This is a genomic window from Paenibacillus sp. FSL R7-269 (assembly GCF_000517865.1).
Classification (GTDB): domain Bacteria; phylum Bacillota; class Bacilli; order Paenibacillales; family Paenibacillaceae; genus Paenibacillus_AQ.
Window position 1 is genome coordinate 1 of sequence record NZ_ASPS01000051.1, and the last position, 20,534, is coordinate 20,534.

Genomic DNA, 20,534 nt, shown 5'->3' on the forward strand with positions numbered 1-20,534 from the left:
ATAAGACTACAGTTTCTTCTGTACAGCCAAATGTTACAAGTATAGTATGGTGTACTAGTGGCTGTGGTACGGGACAAACTGCAGCAAACTGTGTTCCAACTGGCGGAAAGTGTTTCTCTAATATTGGCACTCTTTGTTGAATTTAAAACTTTACAATAATACTAAAAAGTAATGTAAGGAGAGGGATCAATATGATCCCTTCTTCTATGTTTAAATTGGAAAGTGAGGTACGGCGGTGGCTAATATATTGGAAGTAAACCAGATTACCAAGACTATTGGAAAGCGAGTGATTATTGACGAAACATCTTTTCAATTAGAAGAAGGGAAAATATATGGATTTATAGGACCTAATGGAGCAGGGAAAACGACACTGATGCGTATCATGACCGGATTGATTAAACCGACAAGCGGAGAGGTACGCATTGATTCATACAATGTTCAGACGCAACGTCAACAGGCAATTTCTAGAGTGGGCGGTATTATAGAGTCGCCAATATTTTTTGAATATATGACGGGGAGGCAGGTATTGCGTAATTTATCCCGTTTACATCCAACTATAAAATCATCTCAAAGAGAAGAACAAATCGAAAAGTTGCTAACAACAGTCGGTCTAGAAAAAAGAGGAGAGGATAAAGTACGAACATACTCTTTAGGGATGAAGCAAAGACTTGGAATTGCTCAATCCATGCTAGGTGGGCCGAAACTGTTGTTACTTGATGAGCCTTCAAATGGACTTGATCCCATAGGAATGAGAGAACTGAGAGATATTATATTTAAATTGCGGGAGACTGAAAATTTAGCCTTTTTTATTTCGAGCCATTTGCTTGACGAATTACAACAATTGTGCGATGAACTTATTGTTATTCGTGAAGGATCAATTATTTGGAAGGGGTTAACGGAAAATATTGTCAAGGATGGACAAAGACTTGAAGATGCTTTTATGGAGTTAGTGCAATGAGTAAACTAATATTTTGTGAACTGGAACGACTGTCAAAAAATAAGTTGATATGGTGTTTATTCGTTTGTGTACCTCTACTTGCTTATTTAACAAAAGGATATATTCAAAGTTTTTATCCAACTGACATAGTATCCACTAGTGTATTTGTGATCGCAGGCTTAAGGGAAAACTTATTTTTGCCTTGTAATATAGCGGTTGCTGCTATTGTTGCTGCTGTTTATACAGAGGAATATCGTGGAGGTCAGTTAAGATTAATGTTTTTGCGTCAGTATTCACGGGCTAAAATTTTTTTTAGTAAACTTTTGGTTATTAATATTATTATAATAGCTTTATTAGTGGTTATGGGCATTTCTTTAAGCGTTATAGGCCTATTTCAATTTCCTCATGACGGAGAAAAACAAATTTCTTTAATAGTTGATTTAGGATTTATCGTCCAGTATTATTTTTTAGCATATCTAACTTTGATGGCGATTTCATGCTTTTTTTCATATATATCACTTATAAGTAAAAATACAACATTCATGTTAGGCATAACTGTAGGTTATGTTCTTATGTCATTGTTATTTGATGGGATATATTTACATTTTGCGAACCTTTTTGTGAGTGGATCATTCATGCATGAATTGGTAGCCTATGTTTTAATTCCCTATATGCAACATACAGGCCTCTACTCATTACTGAATGAGAGAAACTTACATTCTATTTTGCCGATGGCTTTAATCTTAATATCGTATATGGTTATTTTCGTATGGACAGCATACCGTCGATTTGTAGTAGATGACTATTTGTACTAGGGGGGTATATATGTTTGGGATCTGGATCAGCGAAATGGAACGAGTATGGAAAAGTAAGTCGATGCTTATTTTATATTTGATTTTCATACTTTTATTAGCTGCTAATACTTGGGGAGCTATGTTAAACGGATCGGGAAACCTTAGATTTGGTGGTGGAAGGATCGAGTTCAATAATCTTAATATGCCTTGGTATATGATGGATGGAATATCTCTTGTGCTTACAGTAGTTGTGTTACCTGTAATTTATGTAAATCACTTAAGTGGTGATATTCATTCTGGAGCTTATCGATTATATATGCTGCGCCCGTTTTCTCGGGTTCAAATCTTACTAAGCAAGCTTTTGGCATTGGCTGCAACAACTATAATATTAATCGGGTTTACATACATTTTTGCTATGGCAACTTCGTGGATTTTTTTTCCCAAATCTAATGTAGTAACTTTATATGGATCTAATGAACCAGTTAGCGTAACTAAGGCAATTATGTTTAACTTTAATTTCTATGCCTTGTTTGCACTAGTGAGCATAGCTAAATTAATGTTTTGTAGTGCAATTTGTTTATTTGTTACGAGACCACTTTTTGCTTATATAACAATTTTTGTGCTTTCGTTTCTTTTATATTCTAAAATTTCCAATTCTCTAGTTATATTATTTGATCCGTTTCAGAAAATATTACTTGCTCTCAGAGGAGAGGTCTACACACAATTTTGGATTTCCACGTTAGGGATTATTGTATTTTGTACGCTGATTAGCTTTTTTAAGTGGCAGAGAACAATGGTTTAATGTTTAAGAAATCATTTAATTCAAGTGATTGAGAGGAAAGAGAATATGACGGATACTAACATTAGAGGAACTCTTTATAAATCGTTAGATTTTTTTATGGTTAGAACTCCTGTTTTATCTATTAATGAGTATACTGAGTTATTTCCTGAGAATTTCACTAATGAACAAGATTTGAGGAAAATTTCTACTGATCTTCTTATTACATTTTCCGAAAATAAATTAATTAGGGAAGCAATTGCAGTGTCTAGTCCTAGTATGCTGGAATCTTTACCCTATTTATATAGTGATGATAACCCTCGCAAGAAAAAACAAGTTCTCAATGGATTTATGCGCTTTTTACTAAGAATGATGTCTCGTCCAACACCATTCGGTTTGTTTTCGGGTGTTACATATGGAATGTTTAATGAACAGTCAGAAGTAAGAATGAAGGGTCTCAATACGTATCGCAAAAGGGCAAGACCGGATATGGAGTGGTTACTAAAAATAATTGAATTCGTGGAGGGACAGTCAGGTGTAATTGCTCAGTTGCATGTACGGCGAAATCAGTTAATACTTCAGCAGGGAGACAGGGCAAGTATCCCTTACAAAATCCGTTATGGAAATGTACTGAAGGGTGAAAACGATAGTGTTTCTGTTCGATCAACGGCTGTGTTTGATTTTATTATGAATGAGACCGAGGAACCCATTCTGTATTCAAATCTCCTAACCAGAGTGAAAGATCAATTTAGTGACGCTAGTATTGATACTATATCATCGTATGTATGGGAATTATTTGTCCAGGAGTTTCTGTTCACGGAGTTACGTCCTCCTTCAACAATAACTACACCTATGGAGTATATTATAACTAAAATAGCACCAGTAACAGGAATAGATGCTTTAAAGTCAAAACTATATGAAATTTATACGGATATAGAAGAGTACAATAAACTATCTATTGGTGAAGGAGAAGAACAATTACTGATATTACAGGGTGAAATGAAAAATCTTATGAAAACACAGAATACACTACAAATTGATTTATCATTAGAGGATAGAGCAATTACACTTAACCAGAATGTTAGGGCGGAAGTAGAAAAGGTGGCTGAGTTCCTTGCACGATCATTTCCTATTGAGCTGCAACATATGGAGGAATACCGTGAAGAGTTCTTGGAGAAATATGGGCCTTATCGAGAAATACCGCTCCTTGAATTGTTAGACCCAGAGAGTGGTTTAGGTGCTCCTGCAACATATAGTTACCCTCCTAGTTCTAGAAGTGTGAAAAAAAGCTCGAAATTTAACCAAAAGGCACAGTTATTATACCAATGGTTCATTTCTTGTCTCAATAAAGGACAAAGTGAGCTTATACTTACAGAGAATATGATTCAGCAACTTCTAGAAGATGAACCACTTAATGAAAGTGATTTTATACCATCAATTGAATTATATTTCTTGATTAATGCAAGAAATCAATATGAGCTGGATCAGGGGAATTATACGATGACTTTAGGACCTAACCCAGGTTCATATGGGGCCGGGAAGACATTTGGTAGATTCATTGATTTATTTGAGCCTTCTTTTGCTGCAAATAAATTTATGTTTATAGATAAGCTGGAGCGGGAATTGAATCCTGAGAAGTTACATGCGGAAGTTTCGTTCATTCCCTCTTATGGAAGATCGTCTAATATTTTACTAACCGACAATTTTCGAGATTATGAAATTGCAATTGGAACTAATCATACTGTGCCAAAAAATAAGCAAATCGCTGTATCTGATTTGGTTGTTGGTGTTAGGAATAATCATTTTTATATTAAATCCAAGAGTAACAATAAGGAAGTTATCCCTACAGCTGGACATATGTATAATCATCAGTTAACTCCTAATATTTATAGATTTTTAATTGAAGCTGGCATGGATGGCTATAAAATGTGGCAGGGATTAAACTTAGATTTTATGTTTAAGTCTCCATATACGCCTAGACTAAAATATAGTAAAACCGTACTTTGTCCTGCGACGTGGAATATTCATTGGAAAATTAAAAAAAATTCAGAAGACGAAATGAAACGGTTTTTTAGTGATTTTAGAGAAGAATGGAAAGTTCCACGATATGTTTTTATTACAGAAACAGATAATCGTATTTTAGTAGATCTAGATCACCCGCTGCATATTGAAATGATACACAATGAATTGATAAAGAATGGTCGTGTTATTTTAACAGAGCATATTGGTGGGTTTGCTGAACCTTTAATAAAGCGGGATGATGGTTTCTTGGCTGCAGAATTTGTTTTTCCTCTGGTGCGCGTTAAATCTAATAAAGAGGCTGATAATGCAAAAAAAGAAAGAGATGATGCACTTAGAAAAATAAATACATGGAAAATAGATAATAAAGATCGAGTATATTTACCTGGTGGTAGATGGACATATGTAAAGTTGTATGGCTTAAATAGCCGACAAAATGAGTTTATTGGATCATATTGGAATGATTTTATTAAAGAATGCAGAAGTAAAAACTTAATCAGCCAAGCTTATTTCATACGTTTTCTAGATCCTAATGTACATATTCGTGCACGGTTTGAATTGCAGGAGCAAGTTGCATTATCTAGTTTTCTAACCTTTTTCTATTCATGGACAAGTGAATTGTTGAACAAAAAGTTAATTACAAATGTAACCATAGATACTTACGAACCTGAAGTAGAGAGATATGGTGGAATAGAATTAATGAATACCGTAGAACAACTTTTTTCTGCTGATAGTGAAATTGTTACTGATCTAATAGAAATGATTAATGTTCGGAAAATTCAGACGGATATAGAAATTATTGCTGTTATAAGTGTGATTGAAATCTTGAATCAGTTTGGGTTAAGTTTAGATGAAATACATGATCTTCTTAATCGGAATTATGATTTTAAAGAATATTTGGATGAGTTTAGGGGGAATCGTTCTTTAATAACATCCTTATTAAAAAGTTCTGAAGTAAGTAAAGTGGGAGACAATGCTGAAAAACAAATTCTTTATCAAACCTTTATCAAAAGAGAAGGTATTACTAAATATTACTTCACTAAAGTTTTAGAAAAAGAACAAGACAAACAATTAATGAACGATAAAGAAGATATTATATTTAGTGTTGTTCACATGCATTTAAATCGCTTATTAGGAACAGACCGATCCAAAGAACGGAAAGTTATGATTTTGGCTCGTCACTCCATAAATAGTTTGTTGCAATATCGGAGGAAGAAATATGAAATCTGAAAAAAAAAATAATCAACAGGGAGAATTAAAATCATTAATTAAAACAATATTAAATGGATTAAGACTTTTTAAGCTGATTTTTAAATTGAATAAACATTATATGGTGCCAAGTATTATTATAAATATAGTCCAAGGTTTTTTACCTGTAGCTGTTTTGTTAGTTACTCAAAATCTACTTAATGGTATTTCTACAGTTTCGAATAGAGGGGAAGGATGGTTATTACATAGCTTTTTAATGTTTAGCATTGTGTATTTTATTAAAGTATTAATAAGCGGATTGAATACTTATGTCGAAGGTAATCTCCAGTCTCAACTTTCTAATACTATGAACATATTAATATGCGAAAAGTCAGTTAAGCTAGGATTAGAAGATTATGAGAATTCTGAAATTAATGATCAATTAAAAAGGGCAACTCAAGAAGCATCATACAGGCCGTACGAATTGTACAATCAAATCACCAGTATTATTACCAGTATTATTACTCTTATATCTTCAGCAATAATACTTATAATGTGGAAATGGTGGATTATTATTATAATCGTTATATCATCAACAATCTCCATTTATTCAATTCTCAAAATTAATCGTGAACAATTTCAAATTCATATGGATCGGGTACCATTAATCAGAAGATCATGGTATTTGACGTATTTACTTACGAACGATAGAGCAGTAAAAGAAGTAAAGATTTTTCAGCTTGCTCCCTATTTACTAGATAGATATCGTAATTTTTTGAAATCGTTTTTTCAAACGGATCGAAAAATGCTGTTTAAGCGTGTGGGTATAGTTTTTTTATATGATGTTCTAGAACTGATTAGTTTATGTGTTCTAATTTGGATTGCCTTGTTTGAAGCTTTCATGAATAGAATTCAAGTGGGAAGTCTGTATGGATACATACAAGCTATAACATTAACACAAAGTCAAATGACTTCGATTATACAAGGTTTAATACGGTTCTCACAAAACAATCTATACATGGAGCAAATGCTGATATTTCTAGAGTTACCAACTACGGATCCCATCTATGTACAAAAAAACAGTTCTTCTCAAAGACTAAATTTGGAAAAAGAAATAAATACAATTTCTATGGAAAATATATATTTTCGCTATGCAGGTAAGTCTCATGATGTAATACAAAATTTCAATTTAAAACTAAATAAAGGCGAAACGATTGCTATTGTTGGAAAAAACGGATCGGGTAAATCCTCATTAGTAAAACTGCTAATGCAATTATATGGAGATTATCGGGGGAGGATAAGTATAAACGGTGTCGATATAAAAGAGTATGATTTGCAACAAATTCAAGAAAGAATAGGGGTGGTTTTTCAGGATTTTATGCAATATGAAATGTCAGCACGTCATAATATAGGGTTTGGATCTCTGAAAGAAATGGATGATGAAATTAAAGTAATGACGGCTGCTCAAAAAGTTTTAATTGAAACTTTAATCAAGCAATTACCAAAAGGAATAGATACACAGCTTGGGAAGTGGTTTGAAGAAGGATATCAATTATCTGGAGGGCAATGGCAGCGAATAGCCATTGCTAGAGCATTCATGCGAAATGCGGATATATATATTTTGGATGAACCTAGTTCGTTTTTAGATCCTATTGCTGAAAAAGAGTTGCTCGAAATATTTATGGAGCTTATGAAAGATAAAATTGGGATTTTCATAACTCATCGTATAACGTCTGCTCGTTTAGCTCAAAAAATTATCGTAATGGAGGAAGGCCAGATTATTGAGCAAGGATCTCATTTAGAATTGATGATGGGGAATGGTATGTATGCAGAGATGTACCGGATTCAAGTCAGTTCCTTTTCTGATAAAGAGGAAGGTGTTCAAAAATGACATTTGTAGAAAAAAGGGATCATAACTGGATTCCTGTTGAAGGAGAACTAAGAGAACAAATATTAATTGTACTGCGTAAAATAATCATTAAATATAAAGACCCAGAGAAATTGATTTCTTTGATTACTACATTAGAAAACAGCAATGTTACTGAGGTAGAGTATAAGACAGGAGTTAGTCTGGGAAGTGGACTTACTGGAATTTGTCTGCTTCTTGGCCAATTAGATCAGCTATTTCCAACTGAGGACTGGGATGTTATAGGCCATGAATACTTAGTGCTTCTTAATAAACACATGCAAGAAAATGGCATTAATGATCTATCTCTTTATAATGGATTGGCTGGTATTTTAGTAGGAGTTCGCGCTTTATCTCGTAACGGAACACGTTATACCCAGATGTTGGACACACTTGCTAGTCTATATGAGGACATGTTTGCAGAAAGTGTTGGATCACTTAAAGAACGTTGGAATTCAGGCGATATTCAAATGGGTGATTATGATACTATATCGGGGTTAGCAGGCATAGCGCGGGTAGTGCTGATGTTTTTAGACCGTCCAAAAATGAGGGAGATATGGAGTGATATCGAGGAGTTGCTCCATTTTTTTTGTGGAGAAAAGGATATAGCAGATCTAGCAATACCAAGATGGCATATTACAGCTTCCAATCAGTTTCAAAAACATGAAACATTACAGTACCCAAATGGTAATTTTAACTTAGGATTATCCCATGGGATTTCAGGACCATTGAGCTTAATGAGTATATCAGTATTGCAAGGGTTGGGGAGTGATAGTGTATTAAAAGATATCTGCAGGTTATCAGAATGGCTATCTATCTGGACAATTCAAAATGATGTGGGGACTTATTGGCCGGGTAGAGTTTCTTTTGAAGAGGCACAAAGCGGTAAATTAACTATGGAGAACCAGAAATTCAATAGAGATTCGTGGTGCTATGGTGTACCAGGTATTGCTCGTGCACTCTGGCTTGCTGGTACTGCAACAAATGACGAAAAATGGACAGAATTGGCTTTGAATTCATTTCTTGAAATAGATAAACGGATTACAAATTTAGGGGGATTAGCATCAGCTACATTATGTCATGGTATAGCAGGTTTGTTACAGTCAGTTCAGCGGTTATATTCAGAAACAAAGGATAAGAGACTCGAATCTATAAGAGATAAACTTATAATCAGTATATTAAACATGTTTGAACCCGAATCTATATTTGGATTTTATGAAATAAATATAATAAACGACAAACTCGAAAAAATTAATGATTCAGGTTTTTTAAATGGAAATGCAGGAGTTGCATTAGTATTGGCATCATTGATTTCAGATGAGAGCCCTGAATGGGATAGTGTATTGATGTACTGTTAATTTCCAGTCTTCCACATTTTTGAGATTTGAACACTGCTAAGCTTTCTCGATTAGTGCTGTTCAATGAGTTCGACAGTGTCCAGCTGCCGATATGGATAGTACAGAAGCTTCTGAAAGTCCTTTTGGGCGGTTCAGAAGCTTCTTTCTACAGTTTATTAATATTCTAAAATTCTAATAAAGTTTATTAAGGCGTAAAGATCATCCGGGTATTTTTATCGTCCTATAAAATAGGTGATTAATACTTTCACAATATTGAAAAAGAAGCAGGAATGTTACTGCTAGCCCCTAATGTCCAGAGGTTGACGGCATGAGTTGTTCTGCTATTGACGGTCAATCTGTCCGCAGCAAGGGAGAAAAATAGGGAGAATCATAACAATTCTCCCTGAATCACACGCTTGACCTTATGGTCGTCAACAATTCGGTGCTTGTTCTGTGCTCCGTAAATCAAGGCATGAGTACATAGTTTGTTCACCAGCCGGGCGGCTCCACTGGAAACACGGTAGATTTCATCCATCGCGCTTCCGTGAATAGCTCATGTTCGGCACCTGCTGCATTCAGATGTCTCTTCATCTAGGCCCCCAGTTCCGCTCGGTCCATATGCGGAAGATAACACTGCATATCGATTCCCTGGCGGATCGCCGCGTACGCTTGCAGCCCCTGACGGTCCCAGAATTCACTTTGTGCAACTAGAATCAAGGCCATGGGGCTCTTTGAATCCATTTTCATGTTCAACAGGAAGTGCAGCTCCTCCAGCATCTCCCGGTCCAATAAATGGGCTTCATCCACCCCCCCCCACGGGCTACAGTCGGTGAATCCTCCGCATCAGCTCAATCTCCCGGTGCAGTTGCCGTTTGGCGTCGCCCCGGTAGAATTTCGACTCACACCCAAGCTGTTCCAGAAGCCCTTTGTAAGAATGACGTGGGATTAGTTTGGAATTCGACAGGTAGATCAGCTTAAAGCGAGCCTCATCCAGTTCCTCGCTCAGCCGCCGGATCGTGGTCGTTTTCCCGTTCCCACAGTCACCCGTAAGTACGGCAAAACACTGACGCTCCGCGACATATAGGCCAGACGCCCGAGCGTTTCTCCCTGCGACGCAGACGCATAGAGCACGGTGACGGCAAGGATCTCTGGAAAACGGTGCGTGGTGCAACTCATTGAAGGACTCAAACATCTTAGTCCTCCCTCTGTACCTGGCGGTACGTCACCGCCGGTGCTTCCCGTTCCTTCCGGCGCTGGTGTCGGGTTTCTTCGGCCTCCAGCAGTCTCGAGGTGTCTGTCAAAGAAGCACCCAGGTGTTCCGGTAGCGCCGGCCTTGTTCCCGCCAGCTGACCGATTTCCATCTCACTCACCCGCCACGGGGCTCGGCATTCGTATTCAATTGTCAGCTCGGTGGTGTCTGCCGGGTCATAAATGATTTCAACCGTACAGCCCATCACGTCGAGCCATTAATACGAACTCAAAGTCGAAGCCCCGCCAGACGCCCCCTGCGCCTTGCGGAACGCGGAAGGGGACATGCCGCTCTGCTTATTGAAGATGCGGTTGAACTGGGAGAAGCTGTTGAAGCCGCATTGTCCGGCGATGTCAGAGATCTTGTGCCGGGTGTGGAGCAGGAGCTGCTGGGCTTTGCGGACGCGGGTCATCTGAATGTATTCGGTCAAGGTGAAGCCGGTGACGGTTCTGAACTGGTGCGATAAATAATAAGGGCTGATATAGAACTCCTTGGAGATTAAATCCAAGGACAGCTCACTGCCGTAATGGCTGTGAATGTGGGCGGTGATTGAATAGATTTTTTGCATCATGGCATTGCCGATCTCCTCCAGCACGTAAGCATTCTTGTCATTCTGCTGGGACAGACTGCACAGGAACTGCTGGAACAGACTGTGAATCAGCACAGGATTCAGCGGTGAAGCGCTGCGGGAACAGTTGAAAATAGCATTGAGCGGCTCGAACACGGCGCTGCGCGGGCCTCCGGTGAACCGGTAGATCGGAACCTCCTCGGCGAACGGCTGCAGCATTGTATTGTAAGCGATCTCAAGTCCGGGTATATTCCTGGGCAGGTTGAAGTTGATGATCAGCCGCTTATGCGGCGGACCTGCGGGATACTGGGTCATATGCAGCCGGTACGGAGCAAGCAGAACAATGTCATATTGCTGCAGAGCATGTATATTACCTTCAATAATATGAGTAGCGCTGGAATCCAGCAGAATATGAATCTCATAAAAGTCATGATCGTGCTGAAACTCCATATTGATGTCGTGAGAGCGCTGATCGTAGTCAAAATAGTAAAAGAGCGGATCAGCCGGAGTATTGATACGTATACTATATCCTTGTTCGTATAACAGGTCGCTGTCGAGCATAGCCTCTCTCCTCACCGTTGGCGTTTTACTAAAGAAGCCTGAGCCGTTTCCACCTGTATATTATAGGCCCAAAAAAGCAAAATATGCAATGAATAGAGCGGAATACAGCAAGAGTAGGGTAGTTTTTGGAGTGGAAGGTTTGTTATAGTGACCATATGAAAGCGGATACAGGGAGTGATAGGAATGTTATTCACAGAAGAAAAGCTAATCAAACGCCAGGCTGAAGTGGAAAAGTATAGATATCTTAAGGTCCAGGAGCTTACAGAGTTCGCATTCGCTGAGGATGAGGAAGGGGCTAACGGAGTATACCCGGAATCGGTATCCTTTGATGGCATCATCAGACTTCAGGAGCATTGGCGCGGGCGGGACCGTTACATCTGGCTGCGCACGGAGGTTGTACTGCCGCCTAGTCAGGCAGGGTTCAAAATTGCCGGCCGATTTGATTTTGGCAAAACAGGGGATTTCAATAACTCCGGCTTCGAATCGCTGCTGTTCGTGAACGGATCGCCTTATCAGGGCGTAGATAACAACCATCGGGAGGTAATCTTCGGGGATGAATGGGGCGGACAGACGCTAGAGCTGGCCTTCCGGCTGTGGTCGGGACTTGAGGGCGGCGGAGTGCCCAGAATTCAGGAGCACCGGCTCAGCGAAGCATTCATCGGCTATCTGGACGAGGGCATTGATGATCTGTTCTATATGTCGAAGGCGGCGCTTGACACCTTCCGTTACCTTGGCAGAGACCAGCCGGAGAAGCAGTGGCTGCTTAGAGCGCTGAACGAAGCCTTCCGTCTGATCGACTGGTCGGAGCCGGGTTCACCAGAGCATACCGCTTCGCTGTATCAGGCAGGTGCCAGTCTGAATCAGGCGATAGAGGCGATGCCGCAGACTTTTGACGTAACGCTTACGGCTGTGGGCCATACCCATATTGATGTTGCCTGGCTGTGGCGCTTGAAGCATACCCGTGAAAAAACAGCCCGTTCCTTCTCCACCGTCCTGCGGCTGATGGAGGAGTTCCCGGAGTACCAGTTCCTGCAGACGCAGCCTCAGTTGTACGCATATCTAGAGCAGGATTATCCGGAGCTGTTCGGGCGGATCACCGAGAAGGTGAAGGAAGGCCGCTGGGAAGCGGAAGGGGCGATGTGGCTGGAGTCGGATTGCAATATCCCGTCCGGTGAGTCGCTGGTCCGCCAGATTATGCTGGGCAAACGCTACCTCCGTGAACAATTCGGCGTAGAGAGCAAGTACCTGTGGCTGCCGGATGTCTTCGGATACAGCTGGGCGTTGCCTCAGATTCTGCGCAAATCAGGTATCGACACGTTCATGACGACCAAAATCAGCTGGAATCAGTTCAACCGGATGCCGCATGACACCTTCTGGTGGCGGGGGATGGACGGCTCGGAGGTGCTGACGCATTTCATCACGACCTCTGAGAAGGATGGAGCTGAATACACCTATAACGGACGGATGACGGCAGGACTGCTGCGCGGAATCTGGAATTCCTATCAGGATAAGGAGATCAACGATCACCTGATGTTTGCGTATGGCTGGGGTGACGGAGGCGGCGGGCCGACGCGGGAGATGCTGGAGCTTCGCCGGCGCTTCGACAAGCTTCCGGGTATTCCGAAGATTGAAATGGGCAGTGCCGGAGAGTATTTCACCGGACTGCATGAACGGATCGGGAAGACGGAGGCGTTCGTACACACCTGGAACGGTGAGCTGTATTTCGAATGCCACCGGGGCACGTATACCTCACAAGCCCGCAATAAGAAATATAACCGCCGCCTGGAGCTGCTGCTGCGCGATGCCGAGTGGCTGCACACGCTGATGGGGGTAAGACAGGGGAATCTTGAAACCGCTTATCCTGCGGCTGAAATGACCGGGATCTGGGAGATTCTGCTGCGCAACCAGTTCCATGACATCATCCCCGGTTCGTCGATCGCTGAGGTCTACGAGGACAGTGATGCTGAATATGCAGAAGGCGAGGCGCGCTCACTGGCTCTGATTAACGGTGTGGCTGATGCTAATAGCGGCAATAAGCCGGAGCTGCAAGCATTCACTCTGCTGAACAGCACGAACTGGAACCGTCCTCGTTATGCGCTGCTTCCTATAGATGCCGCTGATTCCGTACAGGTTCATGACGCTGACGGGAACCGGCTATGGCAGCAGCGGACGGCAGACGGGGAAATGCTGGTCTACGTTCCGTCTGTGCCTGCACTGGGCACGGCGGTGCTGAAGGTAGTACACGGACAAGCAGTCGAGGCCTCCGGAGAGGCGCAGATTCAGCCACTTGCAGCTGTATCCGGCAACAGGCTGAGCACACCGCTAGTGGAAGTGGTATGGAATGAGCAGGGCCACTTCACTTCAATGATCGACCGGAAGAGCGGCCGTGAGCTGCTGGCGCCAGGACAGCGCGGGAATGTACTACAGGTGTTCGAGGATAAGCCGCTGGATTTTGAAGCGTGGGATATCGATATTTTCTACCAGGAAAAGATGACTGAGATCACTCAGCTGACCGGATGTGAACTGACCGAGAACGGCCCGCTGCGGGCGGTGCTGCATATGACCTGGACCTATCACCGCACAGCGGTAACGCAGGACATCATCTTCTACCGGGATACCGCGCGGATTGACTTCCGTACAGAGATGGACTGGCACGGGCATAACAAGCTGCTGAAGGTGGCCTTCCCGGTGGATATTCATGCGCTGGAGGCTACTTATGACATTCAGTTCGGTAACGTGAAGCGTCCTACACATTGGAATACGAGCTGGGATTACGCCCGCTTCGAAACGGTGGGCCATCAGTGGGCGGATGTCAGCGAGAAGGGCTATGGGATAGCGCTGCTCAACGACTGCAAATACGGCTATGACATCAAGGACAGCGTGCTCCGGCTGACGCTGCTGAAGTCGGCGGTTCATCCCGATCCGCAGCAGGATCAGGGGCATCATGCCTTTACGTATGCACTCTATCCGCATACCGGCGATTTTGTAGAGGGCAGGGTGGCCCAGGAGGCGTGGGAGCTGAATAATCCGTTGCGCAGTGTGGCAGGTGAGCTGGATGGGGATCCGCTGCTCTATATCGACGGCACCCATGTGACGGTGGATGCGGTCAAGCGCTCGGAGGATGGTAAAGATGTGGTGCTACGGCTGCATGAGTACGCCGGTTCGCGGACACAGATTACTGTAGATAGCGCTTACTCTATAGCCTCCTGGCAGGAGTGCAACCTGATGGAGGAGCCGCTGGGAGATTGGCAGGAAGAAGAGGAGCTGAGCTTCCAGGTGAAGCCGTATGAGATCAGAACGTTCAGAATCAAGCTGCGCGGGGCGCAGAGCTGAGAGGGGAGCAAGCCAGGATGGGAGCAGGAGAGAAGCAAGCGGTGCCGGTTAGCTGTGTGAGCAAGGAAGAGGTTATGCAGAAGCTGGAGCTGGTCACGAATAAGCTGCTGAAGCTGGGCCGGCCGGATAATGAAGCTGAATTGCAGAACCTGGGGGAGGATGCGGAGCGCCGGGGGTATTTTGCCAGGGACTTCGGGATGGAAGAGTGGGATTGGCCGCAAGGAGTGGGGCTGTACGGCCTGCAAAAGCTTGACCGGCATTTCGGGGATGGCCGTTACGCGGAATACACCAAGCCGTGGATGGCCCGGCAGCTTACAAAGGGACTACCCAGCCGGAATATTAATACGACTGCGCCGCTCCTGTCGCTGATGGAGCTGGAGGAGGCCGGAGAGCTCAGTCTCGAATGGATAGAATGGCTAATGCACGGCCTGCCCCGGACGCTGGAGCAAGGCTATCAGCATGTGACTACGGGGACTCAGAAACATGAGGTCTCACTCCATGAGAATGAGATCTGGATTGATACGTTGTTCATGGCGATTCTGTTCACTGCCAAAATGGGTGTGAAATACGACAACCCGCAGTGGCGCGAGACCTCACTGCATCAGTTGCTGCTGCACATTAAATATCTGTATGACAAAAAAACCGGCTTCTTCTTCCATGGCTGGCATTTTGAAGAGCGCCATAACTTCAGTGAAGCCTTCTGGTGCCGCGGCAACGGCTGGTTCGCCCTCGGCCTGCCGGAATATCTGGAGCTGATGCGGCCCTATCTGGCAGACGGAGTCTTCAGCTATCTCCAGCAGACATTACAGGCCCAGGCCGAAGCCTTGCTTGCATGTCAGAGCGGGGACGGACTATGGCATACCCTGCTGGATGACTCTGGAAGTTATACCGAAACCTCCGGTTCGGCTGCGATTGCTGCCGGTATTCTGAACAGTGTGCGCCGGGGGCTGCTCCCGGAGGCCTATAGCGAACCTGCTCTGCGGGCAATCCGTGCCATTCTGGACAGAATCGACGGTGAAGGCACTGTGCTCGGGGTGTCCGGCGGTACTCCGATCGGCGCAACCAAGGAGGACTACAAAGGGATCATCATTGCCCCTATGGCCTATGGCCAGGCGATGGCGCTGGTTGCGTTGGGCGAAGCGCTGCATTACTGCTGAGGCGGAAGGTCTGTGAATTAAACAAGCGGCAGCCAAGGACGAATCGTCCTCGGCTGCCGCTTGTTTTTGCATTGCAAACCGTAAACCGTGAATGGATGCTGATGTAGTCATACACTTCACTCACCTCACGTATGCATGAACTCAATCTTGCTTCTGTACAAATTCAGAATCCGCACCTGCTCCTCGCTAAGCTCCTCGAAGTTCCAATACATATGCATCAGGTTGTACTCAAACAGCTCTTTCAGTCTCATAAACAGCGGCAGTTTTCTGGACATCTCAGCGGAGAAGGGATGCTCTTCCTTATATCCGTCCGTGATTGCCTTAGTTATCGCGCGCTTATAGTCTATGAGGTTCTGTCCGCCCGCGAATGAGTACTCTAGCGCAGAATAGATTGGCACAGCTAAATCGTAGGCATAATAATGCCGCTCGCAATCCTGAAAATCAATCATCGTCAGCGCAGAGTCACTGTCCACCAGGGTATTGTTCAGCCACAGGTCACCGTGGATTAAGCCGTAGTTCGCCTCATCTTTGGGCAGCATTCGGATCTGCTTGAGCACATCCTTCGCAATATCCCGTATGGCCCGCTCTTCGGCAGGAATATGCTTTAGAAAATCATATTCATCGTTATCATACCAATGCGGAATCGGCTGGGCAGCGTCAGTCTGCTGATATTCTTTGCTCACCTGATGCATTCTGCCTATTTGCTGTCCCAGGGTTCTGAGTATGGTTTTGTCCCATTTGGCCCGGGGCAGGTGGATTCCGGCTGCCGCCCGGAACAAGACCACGAACTTCGCTTCTTCATCCAGCAGCAGGGTGCTGATAAGTAAATCCTGTTCATTAGGTACAACCTCTGGCACCCGTACGCCCCGGTTGAACAGATAAGTAGTCCAGTTCACTTCAGCTAATTGTTCTTCATAGGTCTTATAATTCGTAATTCGGGCGAAGAAGATCCCCTTTTCCGAGTGGCAACGGTACATTTCATTGGTAACGGCCTCCATACTGGAGAGTTGAACAGGATAGGTGTTATTGAGAAATTGCAATATTTGTGCTTGCATAAGATGCGTTACCTCCCGCGATAATTTCTGCAGCTGCGCTATCGTTCGTGAAGCTGTTCCGCAGCCCTGAACTGGCTTACAGATCTTGAGACAGGCGGATCATATCCACCACCTGCATCCCGTTCTCATAGATTTCTTCACTATAATGTCTGATGAAAAAGTCCTTGTCGATCCCGGTGATCCGGAAGCCGCATTTCTGATACAACGCAAGCTGGCCGATACTGGAGTTGCCTGTGCCTATCTCCAAAGTTTTGAAGCCGAGCCGTCTGGCTTCCTGAATGGCGTGATTCACCAGTTGCTTCCCGATTCCCTGGCTCTGGAACGCCTCATTCACTGCAATATTGACCAACTCGGCGGTCTCCGGCCGGGTAGGCAGCAATACATAGACACCTATTACACGGTTATCCTTTTCAGCAACGAAGCATTGCCCTCTTGCTACATAATCCTCAACCAGCTTCGGTGCAGGGTCGGCCAATACAAGCAATTCGGTAGGTGCTTGTTCACCCGTATGTAATGCTCTGATCTCCATTTCTTATCTTCGCTCCTTGTTCATTAGCAGTTGTAGGGTTAGAGCCTCACGAATGTGATGTAATCAACAGGGGCAGGTTCTGCTCCTTCCATCCGGAGGGCACGGTTAATCTGCCCCCGGTGATACTGCCCGTGTAAAAGAACCTGCAGCAGGATGTCCCGGACGGAGGTCAGGAACGGAATTCCGCTCTGAGTTGTATAGTCAACCATCCTGTCCAGCGCGGATTCTTCCAGCTCTTGCACATAGCTGCGGTATTGCTCTGCATTCGCTTCGAACAGCCGCCGGACCGCCGTCAGGTCTTCCGCTTCCTCCCATAGCCAATATTGTATGCTGCTCTTGCCCTGCAAGCGTGACAGCCAGACTTGCTCTGCCACCGCCACATGCCGCACCAGCTTCAGAAGCTCCGCGTCCTTCGTATGACTCGCTTCGAGCGCGTCCAAGATCTGCCCATCCGCCCAGTACAGATGGTCCATCATGCGCATAATTGTCTTCATTTGAGTTCCTCCTTTTGAATTCACTTCATTGCTTGCGAACCAAGACAGCGCCTGTTGTTCCATCGAGCTCACAAATGCTTTTTTGGCTGGACTATACTGACTGGTATCCTCGAAGCGATCCGCTAATTCTTGCTTGAACTGACTGTATCTTGCCGCTTCTTCCGGATTCGCACGCAAATAATCTCTAAATATAAGATGCCGTTCAATCTGAGGATTGTCTGCCTGATAACAATGAAGGTGATGACTCCGTGCCTCACCGCCTTTGCGGAAAAGCCTCCTGCCGGGAATCCCCCATTCTCCACCTGCATCATATCCGAGCAGTGTCATCTTATCGTTGTAGGAATCGATTTTGGCTATGTCTTTTACAATACACATCATATCAATCACAGGTTTGGCCTTCAGGCCTGGTACTGAGGTGCTTCCAAAGTGCTCGAAACGTACAATTTCATCTGTGAAAATAGTAGTTAAAAATTCAGCCTCCTGCTGATAAAGTCTGATCCAGTCTGGATTATAGCCGCTAAGTCTGATCTTCATACAAAGTGCCCTCCCAGGTTAATGGATGTTTGGGTATCCATTCATGCTAAGTTTCTGCAGGTTCACCCTCTGAATTGATGGAAATGACGGCTTCGCTCAGCTGAGATGCTGCATTCGGAGGCAGCGCACCCTTATCAAACACCGCCTTCATGAATGCGGTTGCAGCTTCTGCGGTAACGGCATGAACGGGAACTGTGTGTTGATCACCGTAATGAAGCGGAATATCCGAAAAAGACATGTGCTGAGCCCCTTTTACCCGATAGAAATGGGCATTGTTCAGAGAGTTGAAGGCATAGCGCTGCCCATCGATATAATCGGATGCAATAGTCTCATTCATAGATGCTGCCATCTCCCGGTACGCCGAAGCTTCTTGCCGCAGCAGCAGAACTGGAACAGAAGACTGTACGTCTTCCCGGCGTAAGAGGTGAAAACTGGGATCGAGCAGGACAGCAGCCTTGATCCGGTGATCCTGCTTGGCGGCCTCCAGGGCGGCGGCACCTCCGAGCGAATGTCCCATGACAGCAACCTTAGCTAGGTCGAACAGCCCGGCGAGCTCAGCATCATCGGAGCGGTTAAGCATCTCAAGGACGTCCATAACTGCGTGTATAAATTGAATCCGGTTGTGGAGCAGACGGGACCAGCTGGGGTAGTCACTGCTTGCCAGCTCCGCCATTTCAGGTGCCTGCTTGAGATAGCTGCCGTCTGGAAATACGGTGAACACGGACTCACGCGGAGCGCTAATTGTAACTACCACGTAGTTTTTGGCGACTAACTTGGAAATCACTCCGAGATACATATCACATTCAACACCGAATCCAGGGGAGAAGAGGATGACGGGATACCCTTCTGTTTTTGGAGCTAATGCCCCGCCTGTTGTTACACTGGCAACATTCAGGTTGTCCAGATCAACGCCCATCTCTGTCAAAAGCTTAGCTGCCTCTGCCTGGCAAGGTGCGTACAGGTCTATACCCTCCACCGGATCTCCCCCGATGGCCGGATGAAAAATGCTAATAACGAGTCTGGGGCTTCCTTCCAGAACCTTTATGAATCTCCCAATCATTATAGCTCACCTTTCTTAATGGATATATATTCCTACTAAATAGACGCCTGCTTGTCTGTTTGGTTGCGGTGATTATCTCTTAATAGACTCAGCACAGAATCTACGACAGCTTGCGGCTTATACAGTTGAATGGAATGCCAGCTATCCTCAATCACGATCTGCCGGGTATTTGCGGTTAACTGGAGGAGCTTCTTCTGTGATTGTTGCCAATCTTCATTTTGCCTTCCGGCGGATAATACGATGATTGGTAATTCCGGAACTAAAGGCTCTGACTCTATTAATTGGAGGGCACTTTCTATAGTGCAGAGAGATTCCAGATAGGCCGCTTTATACGCATTATTTCGATAGCCGAGTGTATCCACTGTATGTTGAACTGGTGGAGGCAGCCGTTTGGCACCAATAGGTTGTTTTAATAGACGGGGCAACCCGATAGGGGATAAAAGATAACCCATTCTTAGTCGTCTCAGGTGCCGCAGCCGTTCTTCATATCTAATTTGATTAAAAGTGGATTCTATGAATCTTTGCTCATGCGTGGAGTCCACAAGAATAATCCCGGAGACCTCTTCAGGATACTTAGCAGCAAACAGCCGCATGATCATTCCGCCATAGGAGTGCCCTACAAGGATGTACGGGGGTTCTAATTCAAGCTGCGTCAATAATTTGCGCAGATCACAAACATAGCCTTCACAAGTCGGCTCTTTAATGGGCTTAGTACTCCAACCGAATCCGGCCCGGTCATAGGAGAGGACTTTGGTGTGCTTGGAACATTCGGGTTGCACTAATGACCAATCCAGAGCACAACCGCCCATTCCTGCTTCTAATAGAATCGTCGGAAGTTTACTTGTGTCATTGCCGGTAACAATTGCATGAAGATGGTGTGCTCCCACTGAGATCATTTCTCCTGGAGCCTTATATTTATGTAGAGAATATTTGGACAGAGCGGCTTGAATCCATGTGAATGGAAGTCCGATCAGAGAAATAATGACGCGAAGAAGGCTTTCGGTAAAATTAATTTTGCTCATGAGACACCTCTTT

At 44.2% G+C, this 20,534-nt stretch carries 16 protein-coding genes and 1 pseudogene; 8 read left to right on the forward strand and 9 right to left on the reverse strand.

Annotated features, from left to right (window positions below):
* Positions 1–235: 235 nt before the first annotated feature.
* From C162_RS22100 to C162_RS22125, 6 genes are read left to right on the forward strand one after another with little or no spacing between them, the layout of a single operon-like run.
* Positions 236–958, forward strand: a complete 723-nt coding sequence (locus C162_RS22100) for an ABC transporter ATP-binding protein (protein WP_036697807.1) — start codon at positions 236–238, stop codon at positions 956–958.
* Positions 955–1,752: an ABC transporter permease gene (locus C162_RS22105; protein WP_036697811.1), complete on the forward strand. Its 798-nt coding sequence runs from the start codon at positions 955–957 to the stop codon at positions 1,750–1,752. The genes C162_RS22100 and C162_RS22105 overlap by 4 nt, the downstream gene beginning before the upstream one ends.
* A gap of 10 nt (positions 1,753–1,762) precedes the next feature.
* Positions 1,763–2,533: a hypothetical protein gene (locus tag C162_RS22110; RefSeq protein ID WP_036697814.1), complete on the forward strand. Its 771-nt coding sequence runs from the start codon at positions 1,763–1,765 to the stop codon at positions 2,531–2,533.
* 45 nt (positions 2,534–2,578) lie between these two features.
* Positions 2,579–5,758 (forward strand): lantibiotic dehydratase, encoded by a 3,180-nt coding sequence (locus tag C162_RS22115; RefSeq protein ID WP_036697817.1) that lies wholly within the window; start codon positions 2,579–2,581, stop codon positions 5,756–5,758.
* On the forward strand, positions 5,748–7,607 hold the full coding sequence (locus C162_RS22120) for an ABC transporter ATP-binding protein (protein WP_036697819.1): 1,860 nt from the start codon (positions 5,748–5,750) through the stop codon (positions 7,605–7,607). Before C162_RS22115 ends, C162_RS22120 begins: the two co-directional genes overlap by 11 nt.
* Positions 7,604–8,980 (forward strand): lanthionine synthetase C family protein, encoded by a 1,377-nt coding sequence (locus C162_RS22125; RefSeq protein WP_036697821.1) that lies wholly within the window; start codon positions 7,604–7,606, stop codon positions 8,978–8,980. The genes C162_RS22120 and C162_RS22125 overlap by 4 nt, the downstream gene beginning before the upstream one ends.
* 570 nt (positions 8,981–9,550) lie before the next feature.
* On the opposite strand, the gene C162_RS37040 is transcribed toward C162_RS22125, so the two are convergent.
* The 3 genes from C162_RS37040 to C162_RS22140 all read right to left on the reverse strand — a co-directional run bounded on the left by C162_RS37040 (position 9,551) and on the right by C162_RS22140 (position 11,337).
* Positions 9,551–9,766: an ATP-binding protein gene (locus C162_RS37040; protein ID WP_235218500.1), complete on the reverse strand. Its 216-nt coding sequence runs from the start codon at positions 9,764–9,766 to the stop codon at positions 9,551–9,553.
* A gap of 13 nt (positions 9,767–9,779) precedes the next feature.
* Positions 9,780–10,151 (reverse strand): AAA family ATPase, encoded by a 372-nt coding sequence (locus C162_RS37490; protein WP_327196391.1) that lies wholly within the window; start codon positions 10,149–10,151, stop codon positions 9,780–9,782.
* A 274-nt stretch (positions 10,152–10,425) separates the two neighbouring features.
* Positions 10,426–11,337 (reverse strand): helix-turn-helix transcriptional regulator, encoded by a 912-nt coding sequence (locus C162_RS22140; protein WP_036697826.1) that lies wholly within the window; start codon positions 11,335–11,337, stop codon positions 10,426–10,428.
* Positions 11,338–11,520: 183 nt separating this feature from the next.
* Between C162_RS22140 and C162_RS22145 the strand changes: the two genes are divergently transcribed.
* The gene (locus tag C162_RS22145) at positions 11,521–14,670 is read left to right on the forward strand and encodes an alpha-mannosidase (protein WP_036697828.1); all 3,150 of its coding nucleotides are present in this window, start codon (positions 11,521–11,523) and stop codon (positions 14,668–14,670) included.
* Positions 14,671–14,687: 17 nt separating this feature from the next.
* Positions 14,688–15,827 (forward strand): glycoside hydrolase family 88/105 protein, encoded by a 1,140-nt coding sequence (locus tag C162_RS22150; RefSeq protein WP_051493845.1) that lies wholly within the window; start codon positions 14,688–14,690, stop codon positions 15,825–15,827.
* Positions 15,828–15,952: 125 nt separating this feature from the next.
* On the opposite strand, the gene C162_RS22155 is transcribed toward C162_RS22150, so the two are convergent.
* The 6 genes and pseudogenes from C162_RS22155 to C162_RS22180 form a co-directional block, all read right to left on the reverse strand.
* Positions 15,953–16,882: a phosphotransferase enzyme family protein gene (locus C162_RS22155; RefSeq protein WP_036697829.1), complete on the reverse strand. Its 930-nt coding sequence runs from the start codon at positions 16,880–16,882 to the stop codon at positions 15,953–15,955.
* 76 nt (positions 16,883–16,958) lie between these two features.
* Complete coding sequence (locus C162_RS22160) at positions 16,959–17,411, reverse strand: GNAT family N-acetyltransferase (protein WP_036697831.1); 453 nt, start codon at positions 17,409–17,411, stop codon at positions 16,959–16,961.
* Positions 17,412–17,449: 38 nt separating this feature from the next.
* Positions 17,450–17,905, reverse strand: a complete 456-nt coding sequence (locus C162_RS22165; RefSeq protein WP_036697853.1) for a DinB family protein — start codon at positions 17,903–17,905, stop codon at positions 17,450–17,452.
* Positions 17,906–17,929: 24 nt separating this feature from the next.
* A pseudogene (locus C162_RS22170) lies at positions 17,930–18,439 on the reverse strand (GrpB family protein); the annotation flags it as partial.
* 46 nt (positions 18,440–18,485) lie between these two features.
* The gene (locus C162_RS22175; RefSeq protein WP_036697832.1) at positions 18,486–19,499 is read right to left on the reverse strand and encodes an alpha/beta hydrolase family protein; all 1,014 of its coding nucleotides are present in this window, start codon (positions 19,497–19,499) and stop codon (positions 18,486–18,488) included.
* Positions 19,500–19,534: 35 nt separating this feature from the next.
* Entirely contained in the window at positions 19,535–20,521 is a 987-nt protein-coding gene (locus tag C162_RS22180) for an alpha/beta hydrolase (RefSeq protein WP_036697834.1), read from the reverse strand.
* Positions 20,522–20,534: the final 13 nt, after the last annotated feature.

Bases quoted from the DNA above. Each gene is read 5' to 3' on its own strand.
- C162_RS22115 (WP_036697817.1), top strand. From the start codon at position 2,579: ATGACGGATACTAACATTAGAGGAACTCTTTATAAATCGTTAGATTTT.
- C162_RS22150 (WP_051493845.1), top strand. From the start codon at position 14,688: ATGGGAGCAGGAGAGAAGCAAGCGGTGCCGGTTAGCTGTGTGAGCAAG.
- C162_RS22160 (WP_036697831.1), bottom strand. From the start codon at position 17,411: ATGGAGATCAGAGCATTACATACGGGTGAACAAGCACCTACCGAATTG.
- C162_RS22180 (WP_036697834.1), bottom strand. From the start codon at position 20,521: ATGAGCAAAATTAATTTTACCGAAAGCCTTCTTCGCGTCATTATTTCT.
- C162_RS22145 (WP_036697828.1), top strand. From the start codon at position 11,521: ATGTTATTCACAGAAGAAAAGCTAATCAAACGCCAGGCTGAAGTGGAA.
- C162_RS22105 (WP_036697811.1), top strand. From the start codon at position 955: ATGAGTAAACTAATATTTTGTGAACTGGAACGACTGTCAAAAAATAAG.
- C162_RS37490 (WP_327196391.1), bottom strand. From the start codon at position 10,151: ATGTTTGAGTCCTTCAATGAGTTGCACCACGCACCGTTTTCCAGAGAT.
- C162_RS22110 (WP_036697814.1), top strand. From the start codon at position 1,763: ATGTTTGGGATCTGGATCAGCGAAATGGAACGAGTATGGAAAAGTAAG.
- C162_RS22165 (WP_036697853.1), bottom strand. From the start codon at position 17,905: ATGAAGACAATTATGCGCATGATGGACCATCTGTACTGGGCGGATGGG.
- C162_RS22155 (WP_036697829.1), bottom strand. From the start codon at position 16,882: ATGCAAGCACAAATATTGCAATTTCTCAATAACACCTATCCTGTTCAA.
- C162_RS22175 (WP_036697832.1), bottom strand. From the start codon at position 19,499: ATGATTGGGAGATTCATAAAGGTTCTGGAAGGAAGCCCCAGACTCGTT.
- C162_RS22125 (WP_036697821.1), top strand. From the start codon at position 7,604: ATGACATTTGTAGAAAAAAGGGATCATAACTGGATTCCTGTTGAAGGA.
- C162_RS22120 (WP_036697819.1), top strand. From the start codon at position 5,748: ATGAAATCTGAAAAAAAAAATAATCAACAGGGAGAATTAAAATCATTA.
- C162_RS22140 (WP_036697826.1), bottom strand. From the start codon at position 11,337: ATGCTCGACAGCGACCTGTTATACGAACAAGGATATAGTATACGTATC.